General features: G+C 43.1%; 15 protein-coding genes. 9 read left to right on the top strand and 6 right to left on the bottom strand.

The genetic code is table 11. The features are described from left to right. Positions 1 to 241: 241 nt before the first annotated feature. From F6K46_RS24615 to F6K46_RS24625, 3 genes are all read left to right on the top strand, one after another. Complete coding sequence (locus F6K46_RS24615; RefSeq protein ID WP_293061737.1) at positions 242 to 1,105, top strand: ABC transporter permease; 864 nt, start codon at positions 242 to 244, stop codon at positions 1,103 to 1,105. A 138-nt stretch (positions 1,106 to 1,243) separates the two neighbouring features. Beyond that, entirely contained in the window at positions 1,244 to 2,092 is an 849-nt protein-coding gene (locus F6K46_RS24620) for an ABC transporter permease (RefSeq protein WP_293061690.1), read from the top strand. Between the two features lie 105 nt (positions 2,093 to 2,197). Further along, positions 2,198 to 2,332, top strand: coding sequence for a hypothetical protein (locus tag F6K46_RS24625; protein ID WP_293061693.1), 135 nt, complete (start codon positions 2,198 to 2,200; stop codon positions 2,330 to 2,332). Between the two features lie 73 nt (positions 2,333 to 2,405). Here F6K46_RS24625 and F6K46_RS24630 read toward each other — a convergent pair whose 3' ends face one another. The 3 genes from F6K46_RS24630 to F6K46_RS24640 form a co-directional block, all read right to left on the bottom strand. After that, positions 2,406 to 3,347, bottom strand: coding sequence for a polysaccharide pyruvyl transferase family protein (locus F6K46_RS24630; RefSeq protein ID WP_293061696.1), 942 nt, complete (start codon positions 3,345 to 3,347; stop codon positions 2,406 to 2,408). A gap of 45 nt (positions 3,348 to 3,392) precedes the next feature. Beyond that, positions 3,393 to 4,007 carry a Uma2 family endonuclease gene (locus F6K46_RS24635; RefSeq protein ID WP_293061698.1) on the bottom strand — a complete coding sequence of 205 codons (615 nt, stop codon included), beginning with the start codon at positions 4,005 to 4,007 and terminating at the stop codon, positions 3,393 to 3,395. 196 nt (positions 4,008 to 4,203) lie between these two features. Next, on the bottom strand, positions 4,204 to 5,265 hold the full coding sequence (locus tag F6K46_RS24640; RefSeq protein ID WP_293061702.1) for a hypothetical protein: 1,062 nt from the start codon (positions 5,263 to 5,265) through the stop codon (positions 4,204 to 4,206). Between the two features lie 491 nt (positions 5,266 to 5,756). On the opposite strand from F6K46_RS24640, the gene F6K46_RS24645 reads away from it, so the two are divergent. The 3 genes from F6K46_RS24645 (at position 5,757) to F6K46_RS24655 (ending at position 11,272) form a co-directional block, all read left to right on the top strand. Then, positions 5,757 to 7,370, top strand: a complete 1,614-nt coding sequence (locus F6K46_RS24645; protein WP_293061704.1) for a hypothetical protein — start codon at positions 5,757 to 5,759, stop codon at positions 7,368 to 7,370. Beyond that, positions 7,363 to 8,697, top strand: a complete 1,335-nt coding sequence (locus F6K46_RS24650; protein WP_293061706.1) for a DUF1822 family protein — start codon at positions 7,363 to 7,365, stop codon at positions 8,695 to 8,697. Before F6K46_RS24645 ends, F6K46_RS24650 begins: the two co-directional genes overlap by 8 nt. A 100-nt stretch (positions 8,698 to 8,797) precedes the next feature. Continuing rightward, entirely contained in the window at positions 8,798 to 11,272 is a 2,475-nt protein-coding gene (locus tag F6K46_RS24655; protein ID WP_293061709.1) for a CHASE2 domain-containing protein, read from the top strand. A 405-nt stretch (positions 11,273 to 11,677) separates the two neighbouring features. On the opposite strand, the gene F6K46_RS24660 is transcribed toward F6K46_RS24655, so the two are convergent. After that, positions 11,678 to 11,977, bottom strand: coding sequence for a hypothetical protein (locus F6K46_RS24660; RefSeq protein ID WP_293061718.1), 300 nt, complete (start codon positions 11,975 to 11,977; stop codon positions 11,678 to 11,680). A 174-nt stretch (positions 11,978 to 12,151) separates the two neighbouring features. Between F6K46_RS24660 and F6K46_RS24665 the strand changes: the two genes are divergently transcribed. Continuing rightward, positions 12,152 to 12,724, top strand: coding sequence for a helix-turn-helix transcriptional regulator (locus F6K46_RS24665; RefSeq protein WP_293061720.1), 573 nt, complete (start codon positions 12,152 to 12,154; stop codon positions 12,722 to 12,724). A 252-nt stretch (positions 12,725 to 12,976) separates the two neighbouring features. Here the strand turns inward: F6K46_RS24665 and hpsE are convergent, their stop codons facing one another. Both hpsE and F6K46_RS24675 read right to left on the bottom strand, forming a co-directional pair. After that, complete coding sequence (gene hpsE, locus F6K46_RS24670) at positions 12,977 to 13,921, bottom strand: hormogonium polysaccharide biosynthesis glycosyltransferase HpsE (protein WP_293061723.1); 945 nt, start codon at positions 13,919 to 13,921, stop codon at positions 12,977 to 12,979. Between the two features lie 438 nt (positions 13,922 to 14,359). Next, on the bottom strand, positions 14,360 to 17,674 hold the full coding sequence (locus F6K46_RS24675; RefSeq protein WP_293061726.1) for a choice-of-anchor I family protein: 3,315 nt from the start codon (positions 17,672 to 17,674) through the stop codon (positions 14,360 to 14,362). Positions 17,675 to 18,144: 470 nt separating this feature from the next. On the opposite strand from F6K46_RS24675, the gene F6K46_RS24680 reads away from it, so the two are divergent. Further along, on the top strand, positions 18,145 to 18,315 hold the full coding sequence (locus F6K46_RS24680; RefSeq protein WP_293061728.1) for a hypothetical protein: 171 nt from the start codon (positions 18,145 to 18,147) through the stop codon (positions 18,313 to 18,315). Positions 18,316 to 19,137: 822 nt separating this feature from the next. Further along, complete coding sequence (locus tag F6K46_RS24685; protein ID WP_293061730.1) at positions 19,138 to 19,272, top strand: hypothetical protein; 135 nt, start codon at positions 19,138 to 19,140, stop codon at positions 19,270 to 19,272. Positions 19,273 to 19,631: the final 359 nt, after the last annotated feature.

Here is a 19,631-nt window from a genome sequence, read left to right on the forward strand (position 1 = left end):
ACCTCTCAAAAAGAGCGAAACGCTATTTAAAACTGCTATTTTTAACAAATTAAATCCCAATTTATAGTGATAAAAACCTAAATAATAATTCACCTTTTTAAAAGGTTTAAATCTAGATATCATAATATAGCATTAAAAAAAAAGGCTATAAGTCTTGGATTAATGAATAAGAAATAATGATTAAAAACTAATGATAAATAACACTGAAAGCGTTACTGAGAACATTGCTGAATCCCCAGTTATGCAAGATAAGAGACACTTACGATGGCAGTGGTTAGAACCCCTAGGATTGCTCAGTCCAGCAGGTATATGGTTAGCTTTGTTGTTGGTGCTGCCAACCCTAGTGATTTTTGAGCTAAGTTTGGTACCCAACATTAGACCAGGAGATGTGGTCAATCCGTCTGGTATTGATAATTATTTACGGGTATTTGATCCAGTAATCTTGCAGGTGATGGGGCGATCGCTTTTTTTGGCCATGGGAAGCACTGTGATTTGTCTTCTGCTAGGATTTCCTGTGGCTTATTGGATTGCTCAGCTAGCACCCAAGCGGTGGCAAAATTTACTGCTGCTGGGTTTTATCTTACCGTTGTGGACATCCTCTCTACTGCGTTCTTATGCCTGGATTACCATTCTGCGACCGACTGGGGTTCTCAATACAGTCCTGACTAGTCTTGGACTACCAGGATTAGATTTGCTCAATCGTAGTGCTGCTGTATTGATTGCCATGGCTTACAGCTTTCTGCCATATATGGTCTTGATTCTCTATGCGTCTATAGAAAAGTTAGACAAACGTTTGTTAGAAGCGGCGGCGGATTTAGGGGCAGATCCCTATCAAACGTTTTGGAAAGTAACTGTACCCCAAACTCTACCAGGAATTGCTGCAGGTTCTTTGCTAGTATTTATCTCTGGATTAGGGGATTTTGTTAATCCGGAATTGCTAGGGGGAGCATCGAGTATGACTGGAGCAAGATTGATTTATAACCAGTTTTTAGGAGCTACTCAAAACTGGGGATTTGGGTCAGCTTTGAGTATGATGTTAATTTTGGTGGTGAGTATAGCGATCGCACTTTTGATTAAGTATGGTGATCCCAAAGCACAAGCATAGCACTATAGAAAAGGGAGTAGGGAGTAGGGAGTAGGGAGTAGGGAAATAGGGTTGCATTTATAAAAATGAAAAATTTAAACTAGAAACTTGATATTAATTAGCCATTAACTATTAATCTTTAAAATTAACCATTGACGAATGACAAATGAGCAACTCTACCATCAGCAGGAGGAGCTTCCCCTAGACATGGTAAATTCTCAACCAAAACTCCGGGTTTCTTGGCAGGGTATTTTCTCCCTGGTGATGTTCTTTTATATGTACTTACCCCTGCTGGTACTGACGTTTTATAGCTTCAATGACTCTAAATACAGCGCCCAGTGGCAGGGATTCACGTTTAAGTGGTACCTAAAACTATGGCAGGACGAGAGTGTAAGGAACGCACTATTCAATAGTCTCACGGTAGCGCTAGTGGCAGTAGGGATTTCTGCGGTATTGGGTACCATGATGGCAGTCGGTTTAGCCCGTTACCAGTTTCCAGGGAAACGCTTGTATCGAGGGATATCCTACTTACCCCTGATTATCCCAGATATTGCGATCGCAGTCGCAACTCTAATCTTTTTGGCAGTTATGGCTATTCCTCTTAGTCTGTGGACTATCATAGCAGCTCATATAGTTTTCTGTTTGGCTTATATTGCCATTGTTGTTTCCTCCCGTATCACCCAACTTGACCCTCACCTAGAAGAAGCAGCCCTTGATTTAGGAGCAACGCCCCTACAAGCTTTTCTAAAAATATTACTACCGGAATTGATGCCAGCCATTATTGCTGGTTGTTTATTATCTTTTGTCCTAAGTATGGATGATTTTCTGATTTCTAGTTTTACGGCTGGGACTGGTGCAACTACCCTACCCATGGAAATCTTTAGCCGCATCCGCATTGGTGTTAAGCCAGATATAAATGCTCTTAGTGTTTTGTTAATCCTGGTATCAGGTGCAGTTGCTTTTATAGCTGAATGGCTCCGTTATCGGAGTGTGGAAAATCAGCAATAATGGGGAATCGGGAATCGGGAATTGGGAATCGGGAATCGGGAATCGGGAATTTATAACTGATACAATGTTACTTTATATTATTCCATTATAGCAAGTCTTATACCCATGAGGTACAAATCTCTGGTTTTTAGGGACTTCGGAGCAGGGAGCAGGGAGCAGGGAAGAATGAAGAGGGAAGAGGGAAGAGGGAAGAGGGAAGAGGGAAGAGGGAAGAGGGAAGAGGGAAGAGGGAAAAAATAATGTGTACCTCATAGCTATGATAAACGCTATATATTATTCCATTCCTTAGTTCAGCAACCCCAAAATTGATAATTCATCCTTGATAATTCATCCTTGATTTCAATTTATCTAACCTTTCTTCCAATTCAGTGGTAAGTTGCTCCATCCGATGATCATTACTTAAGTAGGGAGAGGTAGTTTGAGCGATTCTGAATAGTTGAGTGGCGATTAATTGTTGTTTTTCACCCCAAAGTGTCTTGACTGAACGCAACTGATCTTGTTTGAGCCAATTAAAGCAAAAGTGAGCATAACGGATTGAGGAACGAATTCCCCGTGCTGTTCTAGGATATAAATCCCACAGAGGCATGATATATTGGGGTTGGTATTTCAAACCAACAGATAAGCACCAATCCTGCCATTTAAATGCCAAGATAGTGGGATTAGTGCAGATAGGAATCCAGGGGATTCGTAGTGCATCGGCTACAATTGCTCCATGCATGGCTTCTGTTAGTAAGATGTTGGTTTGGCTGATAGCAGATAATACTTGCTCGACAGGCAAACGAGGGTCAATATACTTAAAGCCGATTTGTTCACAGATTTGATGCCAGGCTTGACCGCCATATCTGGCAGATTTAGCATGGGGCATAACGGCAAATTGATGGATTTTTTGACTGGTTGGATGGAAGAGTCGTCTGACTAGCACTGCTCCATCGGTAACGGCTAATTGAGGGGAAATGTCTAAGGCTTTTGCTGAGAGGGGTCCTCTTACACAGTAAATTGTCCAGGAATCTTGGAGTTTTGGTAATTTTTCATAACCGACTCCGGTACTAAAAATGATGATTCGGCGAGCATTGGGTAAACGCTTGGGGAGTAAATTATTTAGGAGGGTACCGATTCCAACAAAGGCGGTGCTTTCATCGTCATTTAGTAAGTTAGGGATTAACTGTTGCCATAGCCAAGGGTTTAGGTCATCGCCAAAGTTATTGAGACCACCAGGGAATCGTTTGGGTGAGTATTGGTAGTAGAAGAGTTTCATTTTCCCCTAATATGTCCATTTTTGTTTGGTAGAGCCACCAAAGGTTTATGTTCCGGCCTTGACCAGCTGGTCAACAGTCAGTTTTAATTCTGGGAAAGTTGGTGATTCAATAGAATCACATCCCCTAAAGATTTGGCCTTCTTTATATTCATTATCAGCTAACTGGTATATCCAAACTGTAGGAATCTTAGGAGACCCAATGTATCGGGTTCCTCCCAGGGCTTTATAGTCAACAATCCAGTATTCGGGAATGCCAAATTTTTCGTATTCAGCCAGTTTGGTTAGATAGTCATCTTGCCAGTTGGTACTAACGACTTCCACGATTAACTTAGCTGATTTACCGATTGAGATACTTGATTTTTGTTTCCAGTATGGATCTTCCGCAACAGTTTGTTTATCCAAAACAATGATATCTGGTAAATAACCTTCTCCCTGTTGATAGGGTTTGACAAGACAAGTTCGAGGAATAAAGTAGGGTAGTGAAAGTCTCTCTATTTCGACATCGAGTTTTCTGGCAATGAGAGCTGCTACTTGTTCGTGCAAACCGGTGGGACGCATAGCTACAATTCTACCCTGACGAAGTTCATAGTTTCCTCCATCCTCTGGATACTGTTCTAAGAATTCGTCAAAGGTTAATAGTTTTGATACTGCTTGAACCATAGTTAGGACTGGTTAATAAGTAGTATTGGGTTAGTATCTAGTTTAAGTATAGCGTTTTATAATGATATGTGAAACTATTTGTTGTTTTAAAAGGGCTGCATCTATACTCCCTATTCCATAAAAACCAGCGATTTAAGTACATCAACGAATTGATAAATATATCATAATGATACCAAAATCAATTTACCATCGACTTTTATCTGGAATTGTTGCTAGCCAATAAAACTCTTGTTAGTTTATCTTTAACTCGATTTCCCTGAAAGCCAATATAACCCTGTCCCAAGGTAATCTGTTGAGACCAATGAGATTGATTGCACCAACGATAATAGGCAGGTAATGCAATAGTTTCTAAGAAATAACGCCACTTCTTCGTAGTACTTGAAGGGGTGATCGCTTTGGCACGAATTCGACCATTTGTAACCATATCGCTACGTAAATTTGGCTCTTCTTTCAACCGCTTAAGGGCTGAAATTAACGCCCTAGGGGTAGCCACTTCCAGATAGTCTAGTGGGCTATAACGTTCTGCTTGATAAGCAGCTTCACATCCGAGAATAGCAGGAACCCCTGCTAGCCAAGCATTGTAGAGTTTGGTAGCTGGTTTGCTCAGGTAATTGCGGTGGAGGCAGGCTGTGTGACCCTCAAAGCTACGCACAGCGACAATAGCATCAATCTGACTGTAGTCATGCCAGCGATTGTCTAGGTTGCTATAGTCATGCCAATGATTGCTATTGATTACTGGTTGCCAAGATAACCCTAGTGTTTGGAGTTGTTGTTGCCAGGAGGGATGCTTTAATTCTAGCGCTAGGTTAGCTTCATGACCAAAGAAGGCGATGCTTTCAAAGCGATCGCATCGTGCTGGATGGCGCTGAATTAACCCTGGCTGAGTCCAGTGGGGTAAATAGTAACTATTGCGCAGATGCATTGTTTCCAGAGGATTTTGTACCACATGGAGTTGAGCATAGGGATAGGGTCTTTGTTCAGCTTTAATACAAATCAGCAATAACTTTGGTCCTGGCTTGAGCTGGTCTTTGTGAGCTCGTAAGCAATTGCGGTGGATCAGGACAATCCCTTCTCTGGGCAATTCTGCTACTAGTTCGCAAGGGAAACCATCGGCTTTCAGGCGCAGATAGGTTTGTAAAGTCCAGGCATAGATACCAATACCAAAGCCTTTCCAGTTCTCATCGGCACTTCTGGGCATGGTGTCTGGCCAGAAACCCTGAGGAATGTAGAAGTAAATTGGTGGTAATTTATCGGTCATGTGAGGTACTTTTATTCTTGGTTTTAGGAAACAGGGAGCAGGGATTAGGGAGTCGGGAGTCGGGAGTCGGGAGTCGGGAGTCGGAACCCACCCCTAACCCCTCCCAGGAGGGGAACGGGAGTCGGGAGTCGGGAGTCGGGAGTCGGGAGTATAAAAAAATTTATTTTTGTACCTCATTAAACTCGTAAATACTAGTAATAATGATTAGCCATTAGGGATTACCCTGACCCAAAAATCCAGGGACTATTTGATAAGTAATTAATGGAACTTGATCTCAACTTTGGTGTCAGGTATCAGCTATCAGCTATCAGCCCAAGGCCAATGACTGACGGCTGATAGCTGAACGCGCACGCGTGAGCCAAAAGCTCACGGCTGAATGCTTACACTTTGGATTTATCTTGTGGCCAAAAAAAGCGCAATTTTACCATATCATCTTTTGGAAAAAATTACCCGTTTGGGTACTGCGAACCTAAGGATTTGTATGACACAATATGGCACAGCTAAGCAAAAGTGTAAGGATGGTGCCTCTATCGAGATATTGGGAAATTTTAAGACTTGATCCTGCTAGTGTTGGGTGTGGTTACAAAAAACTGTTACTACCGCTGGCATGGGAGTTTTTTCAACAGAAGTGTCTAGAATTAGATGCTCCAGAAACGCGATGTTCCGTTCGCGGCAGCGTCGGGCAAAGCCCTAGAGGTGCGCGCCTCCTAGGCCGGGGAACCCGGCCTTGGGTCGCACCTCAAGGTCACGCTACGGGAACGCATTTGTCGGTGGAGCAGCATCGGGACATTCAAACCTCCCTATACGCCTGGTTTCACCCTGAGGCGTCTGAGTCAGCCATAAGTCGTGCTAGAGCAGGACTTTGTCTTCGTTGCTATGTCTCTTACCCAATCCTGAAAGCTTGCAAAAAACTGGCTAGTTTATATAGCGCTAGCCATGATTTCACCTATCGGGATTTGCTGCCATTTGTGCTTGATGATGATGGTAAAGTGCTAATTATCTTAGATCAGGATGGTACAACTCAACTTATCCTGAATGGCGATAGGGAAACAAAAAAAACCGATTACCAATTTTTTACGGTTGAAGTATTACGGAAATATAACCTGAATTCCCCATCCAAGTCTAGGTTAGATGATTGGGTCTACTATCAAACCAAACAAAATCCCAAACTCAAAGACTTCTTATCGGAACGGGGACTTTGTTTTCTCAGTGACTGGGCCCTGCTCAATCGAGCTAGACCAACACAATTGGAACAACTCTTGCCACGGGATCGCCATATCCTAGAAGCCTTTCATGCAGTCTACCGTAGGGACAGACGCCAACAGCCAGAAAAAAAAGCTAGACGTTGTCCAGATCCCACTCAGTCTCAACTTGAAGAAATGAGACACCTCTTGCAGGAAAAATCGGTAATTGTCAACTCTCTAGCACAGCTGAGCAATGAACTCAAACATCTGGCCAGAGTGCTAAGGCGATATGACATATGGATTCGCAGCGGATTTCCGCCATCGGAATCCCTAGAGGTGTCGGATTCGGATACTGGACGCGACCGAGAGTTACCAGACCCAAATTTCACCAACACTTTAGATGCGATCGCACGACAAGAATTACAGCAATTCTGTGGTCAGCAACTCATAGCCTGTTTGGATTTGGGGATAGAGCAAGGGCTAACTGACCGCATTACCAAGCTACAGCACAGTCGAAGTTACGCCCGTTTTGCGTCCAAGGTTATATCAGGTCTTGAACTGATCTACTGTCATGGTAAATCTCAAGCCGAGATTGCCTCTATTTTAGGAATGACCAATCAGTCCCAAGTGAGCAGGGTGCTAAATCCAAAGGATCTGCTCAATCGGGTGCGGTTTTGGACAATAGACAAACTTTTCCACATTATCTCCCATGCAGCACATCAGTTTAATCTGGCAAATATGTCTAGGGATCCAGACTATTTTAGAAACCTGATGGAACACCTAGAAGCTTTCGTGGATGCTGAAGTCTTCCAAGAAGCAGCTGCAGAAATCATGACAGGGAAAAACCGTTCTACTAATAGCCTATATACCCAGCGACTATGCCGCTACCTTGAGACACTGAAGCAGGAAAATCATGACTAGTTATTCTGTTAATTCCACCGACCTCAGGCTTGTGCAACCAGAATGTATTTGGTTAGAGTCCGAACAGTTTGAGCAAGCAGTACAAATGAGTAATCAAGTCATCTCAGAAGCACGCCAATGGCAAACCTATCTGAATGGACTAGCATTACTTAGTTTTACACAATGGTTAGAGGAAAAGTTAGCTAATATTTTGATTTCTGAGAATTGTTGTTCTTTACGACAACCTAAATACGCTAATGTGATTGAAGCGGTATGTAATCTTATAGTAGGCGAATTTAAGCTTTGTTTAATTACCAGTGAGAGTTTAATTGATGAAGTGGTAACTGTACCGATAGCCGCCATTGATTTACCAGAATTTGCTGCTCATTTCTATGTTGTGATTGAAGTGCAAGAAGAGCTAGAAACGGCTATTATTCGAGGCTTTATCCGTTACGACGAACTGGTTAATTATCGACAAGTTTGTAATTTACATCCTGAAGTTGATTGGAACTATAGTTTACCTCTGTCATTGTTTGATACTGAGCCAAATCACCTACTATTTTATTTACGTTACTTGGATTCCGCTGCCATTGATCTACCAGTAATTTACCCTAATTTCCTTCCTAGGCTATCTGTTAACCAACCTGACTTGGAAACATTAAAAACATTATTAGATCGCCTACAATATCCTGAGCAAACTCTTTGGCAAACCTTAACCTGGGAGCAAGGGCTGACTATACTCCAAAGTCCTGAATTACTCGATTTGTTATATCAATGGCAACTAACTCCACAGAGAACAACGTCCCTTTCGATTCGGATTACAGAAGTATTTACTATCCTAACTCAAAAGGCTATCAATACACAACAATGGTTGGAGGGTAAATTAGATGAATTTGCCCAAGGTTTAGGATTGTTCATCCCTCAAACCATTACTGGTAATTTATCGGTATTTCGGTCAATTGATAAATTCGAGAATGTGATTAACGAGCTTAGATATCAAGGAATGGACATTCCTACCGAACCAGGTCGATCCTATCAGGACATTGATTTAGGTGAAATTGCTTTACGACTATGTGCGGTAACCTGGGCGATTGACTCTCCAATTCCTCCACCAAAATGGTCATTGCTGGTAATTTTAGGAACCCAGCTGGGTACTCCTTTACCTGATGGATTCAAGCTACAAGTTAGCAATCTAAGGTCTATTATACATGAGCCTGTATCAGGGCTTGATGATCCATTTCTGTTTGCCCGTGTGGAAGGACGCTCAGATGAAAAATTTGTGGTGACCATTATCCCACCGGATAGCTCAGCACAGACCTTATCTCCTTATGCATTCGAGCCTAGTTAAACAGCATTTAAGTTATTGATTAAAAAGGGAACAGGGAACAGGGAACAGGGAACAGGGAACAGGAAAAGTTCATGAAAATATCGGAGGATTCTTTTGGGTAATGGCTACTGTTTTTGAACTTAAAATTTGGTATAAAACAGATGATAAATCTTGTTTATTTTTGCTGCTATGGGATGATAGGAGAAGGCAGCTATCTGCCACTCTGAACTATTGCAAGGAAATACAAAGATGTTATCAACGGTGGCGACAGCGCTACAGTAGGTTTTACGAATTCCCGTCAGTGAAACCTATAGGAGATAGTGGCAGAATTAATCCTGGTTCAGGTGACCGATGTTATGATTTGATGGAGGCAGAAAGAGAGTTCCTCAATGCTTTCCAGCGTTGGTTAGGAGAAGGAAACGTTCGTAAGATTCAACAGCGGATTCGAGACGAATTGACTCGTGTTGCTCAAGTGATATCGGAAGAAGGCAAGGGAATTGGTACTGACCCCAGTGTTGATATTTTCGTAGCTTGTGACTCTATAGAAATGGAACGGTTACCATGGGAAACTTGGGAACTTGCTCCTGAAGGCACACCCCTGGGGAGGGTTCGCATTTTCAGAAGCGCTATGGATAATCCGGATCCCATTGCTTGTACTAAGCCCCTGACAGCTTGCGGTGCGACCCCGCGCTTTTTCAAAGCGCTAGGGAACGCGCACCGTAGAAAAACCCGTATTCTAGCTATCTTCGGAGATGATCCCAGACTACCGTTGCAGGACGATTGGAAAGCTGTGCGATCGCTTAAATCTATTGCTGAGGTCGAGCGAGTAACCTGGCAACCTCATGAAAACCATGTCGATATTAAAACCAAAATTGCTAATGCCATCTGTGATCAACAAGGCTGGGATGTGCTGTTCTTTGCTGGACATAGCGATGAAACCACAACCACAGGAGGAAGACTTGCGATCGCTCCGAATATATCCCTGTCGATTAGTGAACTCGAAGAAAAATTAACTCAAGCTAAAGAACATAGATTGCAGCTGGCCATTTTCAACTCCTGCAGTGGTCTGAGCATTGCTAACTCTCTGATTAAACTTGGGTTACAGGTAATAGTGATGCGGGAACCCATTCGCAATGATGTGGCTCAGAGTTTTCTCCAGCAGTTCTGTAAGCCCCTAGCTGACCATAGAGATGTTTACGATGCACTACTCGAAGCCTGTCAACATCTTCAATCCGTAGAAAAATTTGCCTATCCCTCTGCCTATCTGCTTCCCTCTTTATTTAATCCTCCCGGTTTGATTCCCTATCGCATTGAGCGGTTTGATTGGAAGAAAATGCTGCAGCAGTGGTTACCGACAAGACCAGAAGCGATCGCATTGGGAACAGTTTTACTGCTGAGCGTCATCCCAGCTATTCAAGTCGAATTATTGTTCGACATCCGAGCGTTTGTTCAAGCTGTCTATCGTAATTTTACGAATCAAGTACCAGAGAATACCTTAGCGCCTGTTTTGTTAGTTGCTATCGATCAAGAATCCCTAGATCAAGCTGATGAAGCAATAGAAAGCACACAAGGTAAGTTGATTGATTCCGAATACTTAGCCAAGTTGGTAAGACACCTATACGCCTTGAATGCTCAAGTAATCGGCATTTACTACAATCGGCATATCTACCAACCTAGATACGAAAAGCTAGATCAAGCGATTCGCTCTGCGGTGGAAAAGCATAACACTTGGTTTGTGCTAGCAGCAGATGAACAAGATAAAGTCGCTAGTCGCAAATGGAGTTTAGAAGGGTACATAGACTTTGATCCTTGGACTATTGAACAGCCTCTAAATCCCACCTGTATCGAGTCATGTCCGTTTGCTTATCAGCTAGCAGTAGCTTATCTGCTCAATCACCAGTCATCTGCAGATAGTTTACCCCAGCCAACATTAAACAGTACAGTAGATTTTCAGTCCCAAGTCAGTGATTATCTAAAGCAAAGAAAGACTGACAATAAAGGGCAGATTGCTTTCAATCAATCTGCTCCTCCCTTTGGACTAGCTTCTATTATAGACTTTTCTATTCCTCCTAGACAAGTCTACAAATCTATCACAGCTAAGGAACTTCTCAATTTTCCTGTGCCTAATCCAGAACTCCAACAGCATGTGATGCAGCAAGTTGTTATCATCACCAATGGTGAATACAATGACACCGAAGATGACTTTTACTTTCCGTCAGTTGTTGAATATTGGTGCCATTACTATCAACCTGTAAAACAGGATCTACAGAAGTGCCTCGAAGTATTAACTAGAGGAGAAGTATTTGCTTATATGGTTCACCATATAATCCGGCAGCATCGGGTAGTTTTGATTCCTGATCAGTGGCTAATTTTCCTAGCCGCATTCCTAGGAAAATCGACTACTATTATTTTGCACAAACAACCGGTAAAACAGCGACATCAACAGGTATTACTATTAGGTAGTATAACAGGACTATACGGATTAGTTGTCTTGCAGGTTTATATCTCAGCATTACTATTGATTCCTTGGTTTTTACCGTCAATACTAGTTTGGTTTTACTATAGCTTTGCTCTCCAAAAACCTTATTTAAGGTAGGAGGTGGTTTTGAATAATATCGATGACAATACTAAGATAATCTGACCAATTACGAATACTAATAGCAAATTGCAAATGACTCAAACAGAAAAACGTCCAGGAGACAGACAAAAGAGACCATGGTGGAAGAAGCCCTTAGATAATTCGAATGTTCAAAACATCTTTAAAGAAACAGGTAATGAATTTGATAAATACGATAGATTGACATTAAAGTTACTCATGATTGTCATTATCCTTCTGAGTCTTTTTATACTCCCTTTTCTAACTCAGTTTCTAGATTTTCAATAAATAACACTAGTGCTGAGCTAAGCATATGCGCTACGCGCACGCTACGCGAACAGCTATCAGCATTCAGCTATAAGTTATCAGCTATCAGCATTTCGCTATAAGTTATCAGCTATCAGCTTATGGGTTAGGTCCGATGCGTCGTTCGCACAGCGTGGCCATTCCCGTAGCGTGGCCATTCCCGTAGCGTGGCCATTCCCGTAGCGTGGCCATTCCCGTAGCGTGGCCATTCCCGTAGCGTGGCCATTCCCGTAGCGTGGCCATTCCCGTAGCGTGGCCAAAGGCCAAGGCCAAGGCCAAGGCCAAAGCGTGTCCCACAAGGCTGACCACTGACCGCTGACCACTGAACGCTGACCACTGACCGCTGACCACTGACCGCTGAGCGCTGACTGCTGTTGGCGTAACCTGCGCGTAGCGCATATGCTTACAACTCAACACTGACGCCCTCAAATGTACAAGTGAACCAGAACTGGATAGCTAACTGCATAAGCTCAAAGCCCCTGCACCTATGGATTGTAGTAGGAACCTGTAGTAGGAACCTGTAGTAGGGACCTGCTCTGTTGCAGATTCGTAACGTTCACATAGGTCTAGAGGATGAATACTCAGGCAAGACAGTTTAACGGTGTTCTCTTACAAGGGGTAGTAGAAGGATTAATGGATGGTGTCTTGATTCTGAACGCTCAGGGAGAGTTAGTTCATAGCAATTGCTATGGTCGCTTTATTTGTGCTCAACTGGCAGTGGATAGGTCAAAATCTAACGTTGTTCCCAAAGAAATCAGGCGTGTTTGCCAAGCTGTGCTCGACAGCTGTGAGTTATATCCAAATCAGTCAATAATTATCGAGTCTGAAATTATTACTGATCCCTCAACATCTTTTCGGATTCGAGCCGTTAAGCTCACCTTAGACTCCTTTGAAAATCCCTGCATTTTAGTAACACTAGAAAATCACGATCAATATGCTGAGAGTTTTGCGATCGCAGAGGTTAATAAATATGACCTGACTCCTCGTGAGGCAGACGTTTGGTTACTGCGTCGTGCTGATTACAGCTATCAGGAGATTGCTGATGAATTGCGCATTACTCTTAATACGGTTAAGAAGCACTTGAAAAATATTTATGCTAAAATAAAGTTTTACCAATTGAAACAGGAATTTTTAGAGGCAAATTAAATTAGTTATTTATATAGCAAAGGGAGTAGGGAGTCGGGAGTAGGGAGTCGGGAGTCGGGAGTCGGGAGTCGGGAGTAGGGAGTCGGGAGTAAAAAAATGTTTGTAACTATACCCAATTATCGAAAACTACTTCTTCGCTCTCCCCACAGTACCCACACTAACCCCTCTCCCCACACTCTGTTTCCTGTTCCCTATTCCCTATTCCCTATTCCCTATTCATACATGCCAGCATTTTGCCTTATGATTCATTAATTACTGATTCCAAAAAATCCAATGATAAAATGGACTAAACAAGCTATTCAAAAAAAGTTCCAGTTCGCAAGCTGCTACTAAATCTGTCTTGAGGTGTTGGCGATATCTAATCAGGTGAAGCATAGTCTTGCCCAAATCATTGATTAGGTAAACTAGAATCATGATAGGCTTTTGCCAATGTTGAAAGCGCAACATGCGAGTGGGATACCGACTTAACCCAACACCTCGGAATAATTTCAATAAATAGTCTTTTTCCAAACGCCATTTTGGGATTTGATGTTCAATACACATTTGAGGGTTATGCCAAATTTCCCAACCCGCTTTTTGAATATAGGACAAGGTTTCTATATCTTCTCCTTTAGCAGATAGGGATGTCGCACACACCCCCTTGAGCCAAGGCTGGTCAGGCACATTATTTAACCAGGCTCGCTTACGAATCACTAACCCCGCACCGACAGGAAATACCCCTTGACGAGGCTGATAACAAAATGGCTCTTCACCTCGTTCTATGATAGCAATAAAACAAGCAATTCGCTGAAAGTTTTCCGGTGGTTTAACTTCATAGTTTCCATAAATTTGACTACCATAAGCACCAGCTTTTGGATGGGAATGACCAAAATTATAGGCAGCACTAACCCAATCAGGAGTAGGGATATTATCATCATCTAAAAAACCGACATAGTCACCTTTAGACTCCTGGATAGCACGGCGTCGAGCAAATGCTATCCCCTGTTTTGGTTCAAAGTAATATCGAATAGGATAAGCTCCTGGATAGGATTGATATTCCTCAACAATTTTGCTGGTCTTATCAGTACTATTATTATCAATAATCAGAATTTCCAAAGCAAAATGGTCGGTTTTAATTTGATACAGTAATCGCTTTAAAACCTTAGGTAGACGAGTTTCGCCGTTATAGGTACAGATAGCAACTGTGAAATCAATCATGGGTAGTCAACCGCTAGAATCACTACATTACTAAGCCTTTCAAGGAAAATTGACGGTTAACAGTAACCTGTCAACCGTCAACATTAAACTTTAAACTTTAAACCTACCCTTCACCGAACGCCAAAGGCGAACAACATTTTAGAATTTAGAATTTAGAATGCGCGAATTTAGGGCGTTGCACATTTTTGGGATGATACCATTTTTTGCACATAACTGAAAGTGGCTTATAGTCTACAGTTCAAACTTCGGTAAATAGGTACATCATCCCGTTATTGTGCAACGCCGAATGTAGAATATAGAATTCTACATTCGGCATTCTGACAGACAACCTACCCTACACCGAATACGGGGCGAACAACCGTCAACATTAAACCTTCAACATTAAACCTTTAACATTAAACCTTCAACATTAAACCTTACACTTTAAACTGCTCTACCTTAACCAACCAATACAAAAGTCGTAGCAGCATTATCGATCAGGGTTTCAGCCTGGACATGATTCAGGATTGCCAAGGTTTCATCACCGAAGCTAATCACAGCGTTGTTGCCTTCCTGAGTAACAGATAACTGACCAAAGGTTAACCCGTCTACTAAACCGATCAAGTCTTCACTGACTTGGAAATCCACAATTGTATCAGTTCCTTCACCAGCGGCTAAGATGAAGGTATCACTACCATCACCACCAGAGCCATTATCACCAAATAGGGTATCATTGCCAAGACCACCCCGCAGTAGGTCATCCCCAGCATCACCCCAAATTTGATCATCACCCTTCTGACCAAACAGGGAATCATGACCGGCTTTTCCACCAATGCGATCGCTTCCAGCACCCCCGTAAATTACATCATCCCCTCCAAGGGTATTGTTAGAGGAACGGCTGTTGAAGTCACCTCGTAATATATCATCTCCATTACCCCCAAAGATAGTATCATTACCATTACCACCAGCAACTAGATCATTTCCAGCTCCAGCAATGATTGTCTCATCAGCTTCGGTGCCAACTAGTTCATCATCTGATGGGGTTCCCGGACCGGGGTTGACTGAAAAGACAGTAATGGTTTTACTGTCTTCTTGAGCCACTACCAGCAGTGGTTCACCATTGGGGCTGTCTTCTACAGGAATAAATGTTAGCCCCTCAGGCTCACGGTCTACTGGATCATCTGGATTGCCACCATTATCATTGGGCAGATATTGGACAAATTCAGGAGCCGTGGGATTAGTGACATCGTAGACAATCACGCCGCCTATTCGTTCGAGACCGATAAACGTGTAAGTGCGATCATTAATGACCCCGGTGACAATTCCTTCCGGTTCTGGTCCTTGATTGTCACTGCGGTCGTCAAAAGTATCAGGAGTGCCGCTAGAATTAAATAGTTCAGGAACTTGCTGAGCTGTAATTCGTTCAAAGTCATCACCACTATCAAACACTAGGTTGCCAAACTGATCCCAAATTGAGAAGGAGCGCCCACCGTAGGAGAATAGCTGGTCAAAATCACCATCATTATCCAAATCCCCATCAATGGTAGATATTCTCAAACGACCCAGTTGAGACTCTGGTTGTAGGGTTTCAGCATCGGGAAAGGCCTCTGGGTCGAGGGTCAAGTTTGCAATCCGTTCCTCTTCATCCCTGATATCCCCTTCATTGGCAGTGACGTAGTAGGTTTGACCGTTTGCCTCAAAGGATGCGATCGCATCCGGTTGGTATAGACCGAAAACGGGCCAATTCTGGATGTTGATGCCATCATCCTCATTACTAGCATCCAAGGCATTGTTCTCACCCAGGTCGATCAGACCTAATACCACAGGAGTTGGATTGGGGTTCAGAGGAACCGAGCCATCCACCGGAATCTCCTGTTCGAGTACTCCAAAGTCATTGTCATTGAGTACAGCCAGTTTGCCATCATCCAGTAGCGCTAGACCTTCGGGTTTATCACCAGCAAGATACCCAATGGAAGGCAGGTTTGTTACTTTAATCTTATTGACCGCTTGAATTCCAAGAGCATCTAGGTCATCTGCACTCAGCTGCTCTAGAGTAGAGCCAGTAGGTAGTGTGGGGGCATCGGGAGCAAGTAAATTAGTGGCTGCTGTCAGGTCTATTTGGAAGATGAACTTCTTGGCTGTATCACCAACTGCCGAATCTCGCTCTATGACAAATAATTTTCCATCCTCAGCGTATACCGCATCACCAATCTTATCTACTCGTCCCCCACTACGTAAAGCAGGGTCTTCGAGCAAGTAAACATATTCGGCAACGGCATTACCTGTGGTAGCATCAATTCCGAGAATGCGAATCACATCCGAGTTATTGGAGGTAGCACGGTCTGGATTCTGCAAAGGAGTTTGAATAAAGGCGTAGAGGATATTCTCGTCTGGATCCAGAGCTACAGCCTCAAAGCCACGGTTACGGCGGCGATTGGCGTACTCCTCAGGTAAGGACTCAGTGCCAAAGGTTCCCACTGCTGCACCAGCCAAGGCAGCTGTTCCTTGGGGAACAAAGCGGTCAATCAGGACACCATGGGCATCAAAGTGGTAGATAGCTGGACGGTACTCATCCACCATCCAGAAGGTGCCATCAGCAGCGATTACTACCCCTTCCAAGTCAGCACCAAACTCATCTAAGGGCAGCAAATTGCCAGATAAGTCTACTGGTTCTTCATCCACCCCTGCAATATTGGGTAGTCCTGTGATTGGTGTGGTGCTATCTTGACGGGTCAAGAAAATGGTTTCAGTAATGCCGATCTCCCCAGAGCTGGGATTTAGCTCAAAGCGGATCACGCGAGCTTGGTAATCCGGTAAGGCAAAGGGTCGTTCGTTACTCCCATCTCCATCCACATCAGTAGGTTCACCATTAGGTCCCCGGTCTGGAACCGTGACAAACTTCAAGTTGCCAGTTGCTGGATCTGTCCCTTCGTAGAATAAGCCAGACAGTCCGCCCAGTTTAATCTCCTGACCCCCTTCGGTAGTACCAAGTACAGGCAAGTCATTGAACTCAAATAGCTCTAGGGTGGGCTGACCTTGGCTGTGGTCTTTTGCACCCAGAGGCACGATATCCACTACTGTAGCCGACTCCAGGTCTACCACCCCAAAGGCATTGTTTTCTTGGAGGTTGACAAAGGCTGTAGTACCATCGCTTGAGACAGCAATGAACTCTGGTTCCACATCCTCAGCAACAGTCTTGTCTGGGAAAATACGTACACCCTTTGCCCGGAATTCCGCTTCACGACCATTGAAGGCGCTGAAGTCTGCTGTGGCTACATTGTCTTGGGTTAGAGTTGCTATCCCACTCGACACATCAATAATACTGATCGATCCTTCAGGATCAATGCCATCATCCGCTACTCCTTCATTAGCAACCAGTATTTTGGTGCCATCAGGGGTAAAGGTGAGCATATCGGGTAGGGGCCTCGCTTGCACTACCTTCAGGGCATTGGGGTCAGCAGGATTGTGCCGAAACGCAGCAATATCTATAATTGCTACCTTACCCGGATCAGTAGAGGTGCTAGCTTCCAACGCTAGCGCCAGTAAACCATTGCTATAGGCTACGCTATTTGCCCCGTCAACGTCAGGTATTAAAGAAGCAAGATCAATGGGTGGTATTGCCTGAGTTGGATTGGTGGGATCACTGAGGTCTAGCACTTGCACCTCAGTTCCACCAGAGACTACAAATAACTCTTGAGATATTGGGTCGTAGGCGGTAATTTCAGCGCCAATCTCACTAGAAAAGCTGCCAATTTTCTCTAATATATCTGCCACAAATTTATCCTAGGTAGTAGACGACGAGTAGCTATAACAGTTATTAGCTATCAACTTATTGAAAGTTTTATAGCAATGATTATGTACTCACAACCCTGTTGCGAAGGAACCGCTTCGCGAACAGCAAAATGCTAAAAAAATAATTTATACCAAAGAATTAAGCTGATTTTTATTCGCTTAATTTTTTGGTATTGGTTGCTCAATTAAATAGATAGTTGATTAGCTTTAGTACTAAGGTTTTGTAGTGTTGACTTTCCTTTAGTTAATGGTTGATAATCAAATGTTACACCTCAGCCTATTACGTTAATTTCCTACCTACTGAGTGAGGTTTTGCCTCTGAACTCTACAGCTAGTGTTGACAATTAACCTGTCTTGATGCAGTCGCTCATGGTTTTGGGTCTGTGTGCGGAACCTGCGTCCGCACCTGTCTTGATGCAAAGCGCGAGTGGGGGAAACCACGGCAGTCGCTCATGGGGGAGACCCCCAAGACCGCGCTGCCTCCCCAAGACCGTAATGGTGCGTTTTCCGCATTAAGAATTAAATTCGCCACGGGTCGCACCTCTGCATCGCTTAACCTTGAGATAGTGTGGCGATGGCTGAATAACGCAAATACTGATAACGGTAAGATAAAAGCAAAATAAATGTAAGCTATCTGTGCTTTATTGAAGCTTAATTGCTAAGCTATTTGTAAGCATTTAGCTATTGGAATTACACACTCATCCTAGGCTTGTCACTAGCCTGATGATAGTTATCACCTTGATGGAATAGGAGTATACCTAAGCTGAGCTTAAATTCATTCTAAAGTAGATTTTCCCTTTACCCTGATGTCATTGCAATCACTATTTATGACCAGCGACTTAAGGTTTTATTAAATTGTACTTTCTTTGATTTGATACTCTCAGATTATCAAACCACATCAAAATCATTGGTTTTTGATATAAGCAGCTGGGCTATAGATGCCCGCTGGCTAAGCACCGTGTTTAGATATCACTAAAGCCATCTGGGTAGCTTTAACCTCTAAGTCGATCCTTTCGGTCAGATCAATAGCTTTTTGGGTTTAGATAAAACTATACTATAAAATAGTATACTATTGTCACCTTTACAGAATCTTACAGAATTTGGTACTATTGTTACCTCAGGTTTACTTAAAATTTACATGAGTAGCTACAGATTTGGGCTTGAATTCACAATCGGGTAGGTGTAGGGTTTTACCCTCTGGGGCGAAGCTCTTAACACCTCCAATTCCTAATACTAACCTGTCACACATTTAAATTGTGAATAGGGAATCGGGAATCGGGAATCGGGAATCGGGAACAGGGAACTTCGGCTCAGGGAACAGGTAAACAATTATGTGTACCTCATTACTATGAGAAACGCTATCAGCAAAATTAGCTAAAAACTAACTAAAACTCATTAGTTATGATCCCAATTTACCTATTCCAGGTTACCTATTATTAAGTACTTTGATCAGGAAACAGCAGATCTGGGAACAGCGGATATGGGAAGTCAGGAGAGGTAATTATTATAATGTCTCGATAATTACCCTTAATACAAATCTCCCCTACTCCCTACTCCCTACTCCCTACTCCCTAATTTGAGAATTGCTATAAGATAACGAAATCGCTTTCAGCAAGGGTTGTTATTCCTAACACTACTGCTAGGGTTTCATCTCCAACATTGATTAGAGAATTATTACTATCGGAGGTGATAGACACTTCACCAAAGCCCAAACCATTGCCTAAACCAATGAAGTCAGTGCCCAGCTCGAAGTCTGTAATCGTGTCAGTACCTTCCCCAATCTCTAGGACAAAGGTATCACTGCCACTACCATTAGCTACCCCGGCGAGAAGCCCCGCACCATAATCTTTGATTTGGTGTCGGGATGATAGCCGGGACAGGGTTTATGTAAATTAACAGTTATCATTCACCTGGTTTGTGTTAAGATATTTTGATGGCA

Origin of the sequence: Moorena sp. SIO3E8 (assembly GCF_010692445.1) — a bacterium.
Lineage (GTDB): Bacteria > Cyanobacteriota > Cyanobacteriia > Cyanobacteriales > Coleofasciculaceae > Moorena > Moorena bouillonii.

Coding starts and splice junctions, on each gene's coding strand:
- F6K46_RS24640 (WP_293061702.1), bottom strand. CDS start 5,265: ATGACCGATAAATTACCACCAATTTACTTCTACATTCCTCAGGGTTTC.
- F6K46_RS24665 (WP_293061720.1), top strand. CDS start 12,152: ATGAATACTCAGGCAAGACAGTTTAACGGTGTTCTCTTACAAGGGGTA.
- F6K46_RS24650 (WP_293061706.1), top strand. CDS start 7,363: ATGACTAGTTATTCTGTTAATTCCACCGACCTCAGGCTTGTGCAACCA.
- F6K46_RS24615 (WP_293061737.1), top strand. CDS start 242: ATGCAAGATAAGAGACACTTACGATGGCAGTGGTTAGAACCCCTAGGA.
- F6K46_RS24680 (WP_293061728.1), top strand. CDS start 18,145: ATGGGGGAGACCCCCAAGACCGCGCTGCCTCCCCAAGACCGTAATGGT.
- hpsE (WP_293061723.1), bottom strand. CDS start 13,921: ATGATTGATTTCACAGTTGCTATCTGTACCTATAACGGCGAAACTCGT.
- F6K46_RS24655 (WP_293061709.1), top strand. CDS start 8,798: ATGGCTACTGTTTTTGAACTTAAAATTTGGTATAAAACAGATGATAAA.
- F6K46_RS24645 (WP_293061704.1), top strand. CDS start 5,757: ATGGCACAGCTAAGCAAAAGTGTAAGGATGGTGCCTCTATCGAGATAT.
- F6K46_RS24635 (WP_293061698.1), bottom strand. CDS start 4,007: ATGGTTCAAGCAGTATCAAAACTATTAACCTTTGACGAATTCTTAGAA.
- F6K46_RS24660 (WP_293061718.1), bottom strand. CDS start 11,977: ATGCGCTACGCGCAGGTTACGCCAACAGCAGTCAGCGCTCAGCGGTCA.
- F6K46_RS24630 (WP_293061696.1), bottom strand. CDS start 3,347: ATGAAACTCTTCTACTACCAATACTCACCCAAACGATTCCCTGGTGGT.
- F6K46_RS24625 (WP_293061693.1), top strand. CDS start 2,198: ATGAGGTACAAATCTCTGGTTTTTAGGGACTTCGGAGCAGGGAGCAGG.
- F6K46_RS24620 (WP_293061690.1), top strand. CDS start 1,244: ATGACAAATGAGCAACTCTACCATCAGCAGGAGGAGCTTCCCCTAGAC.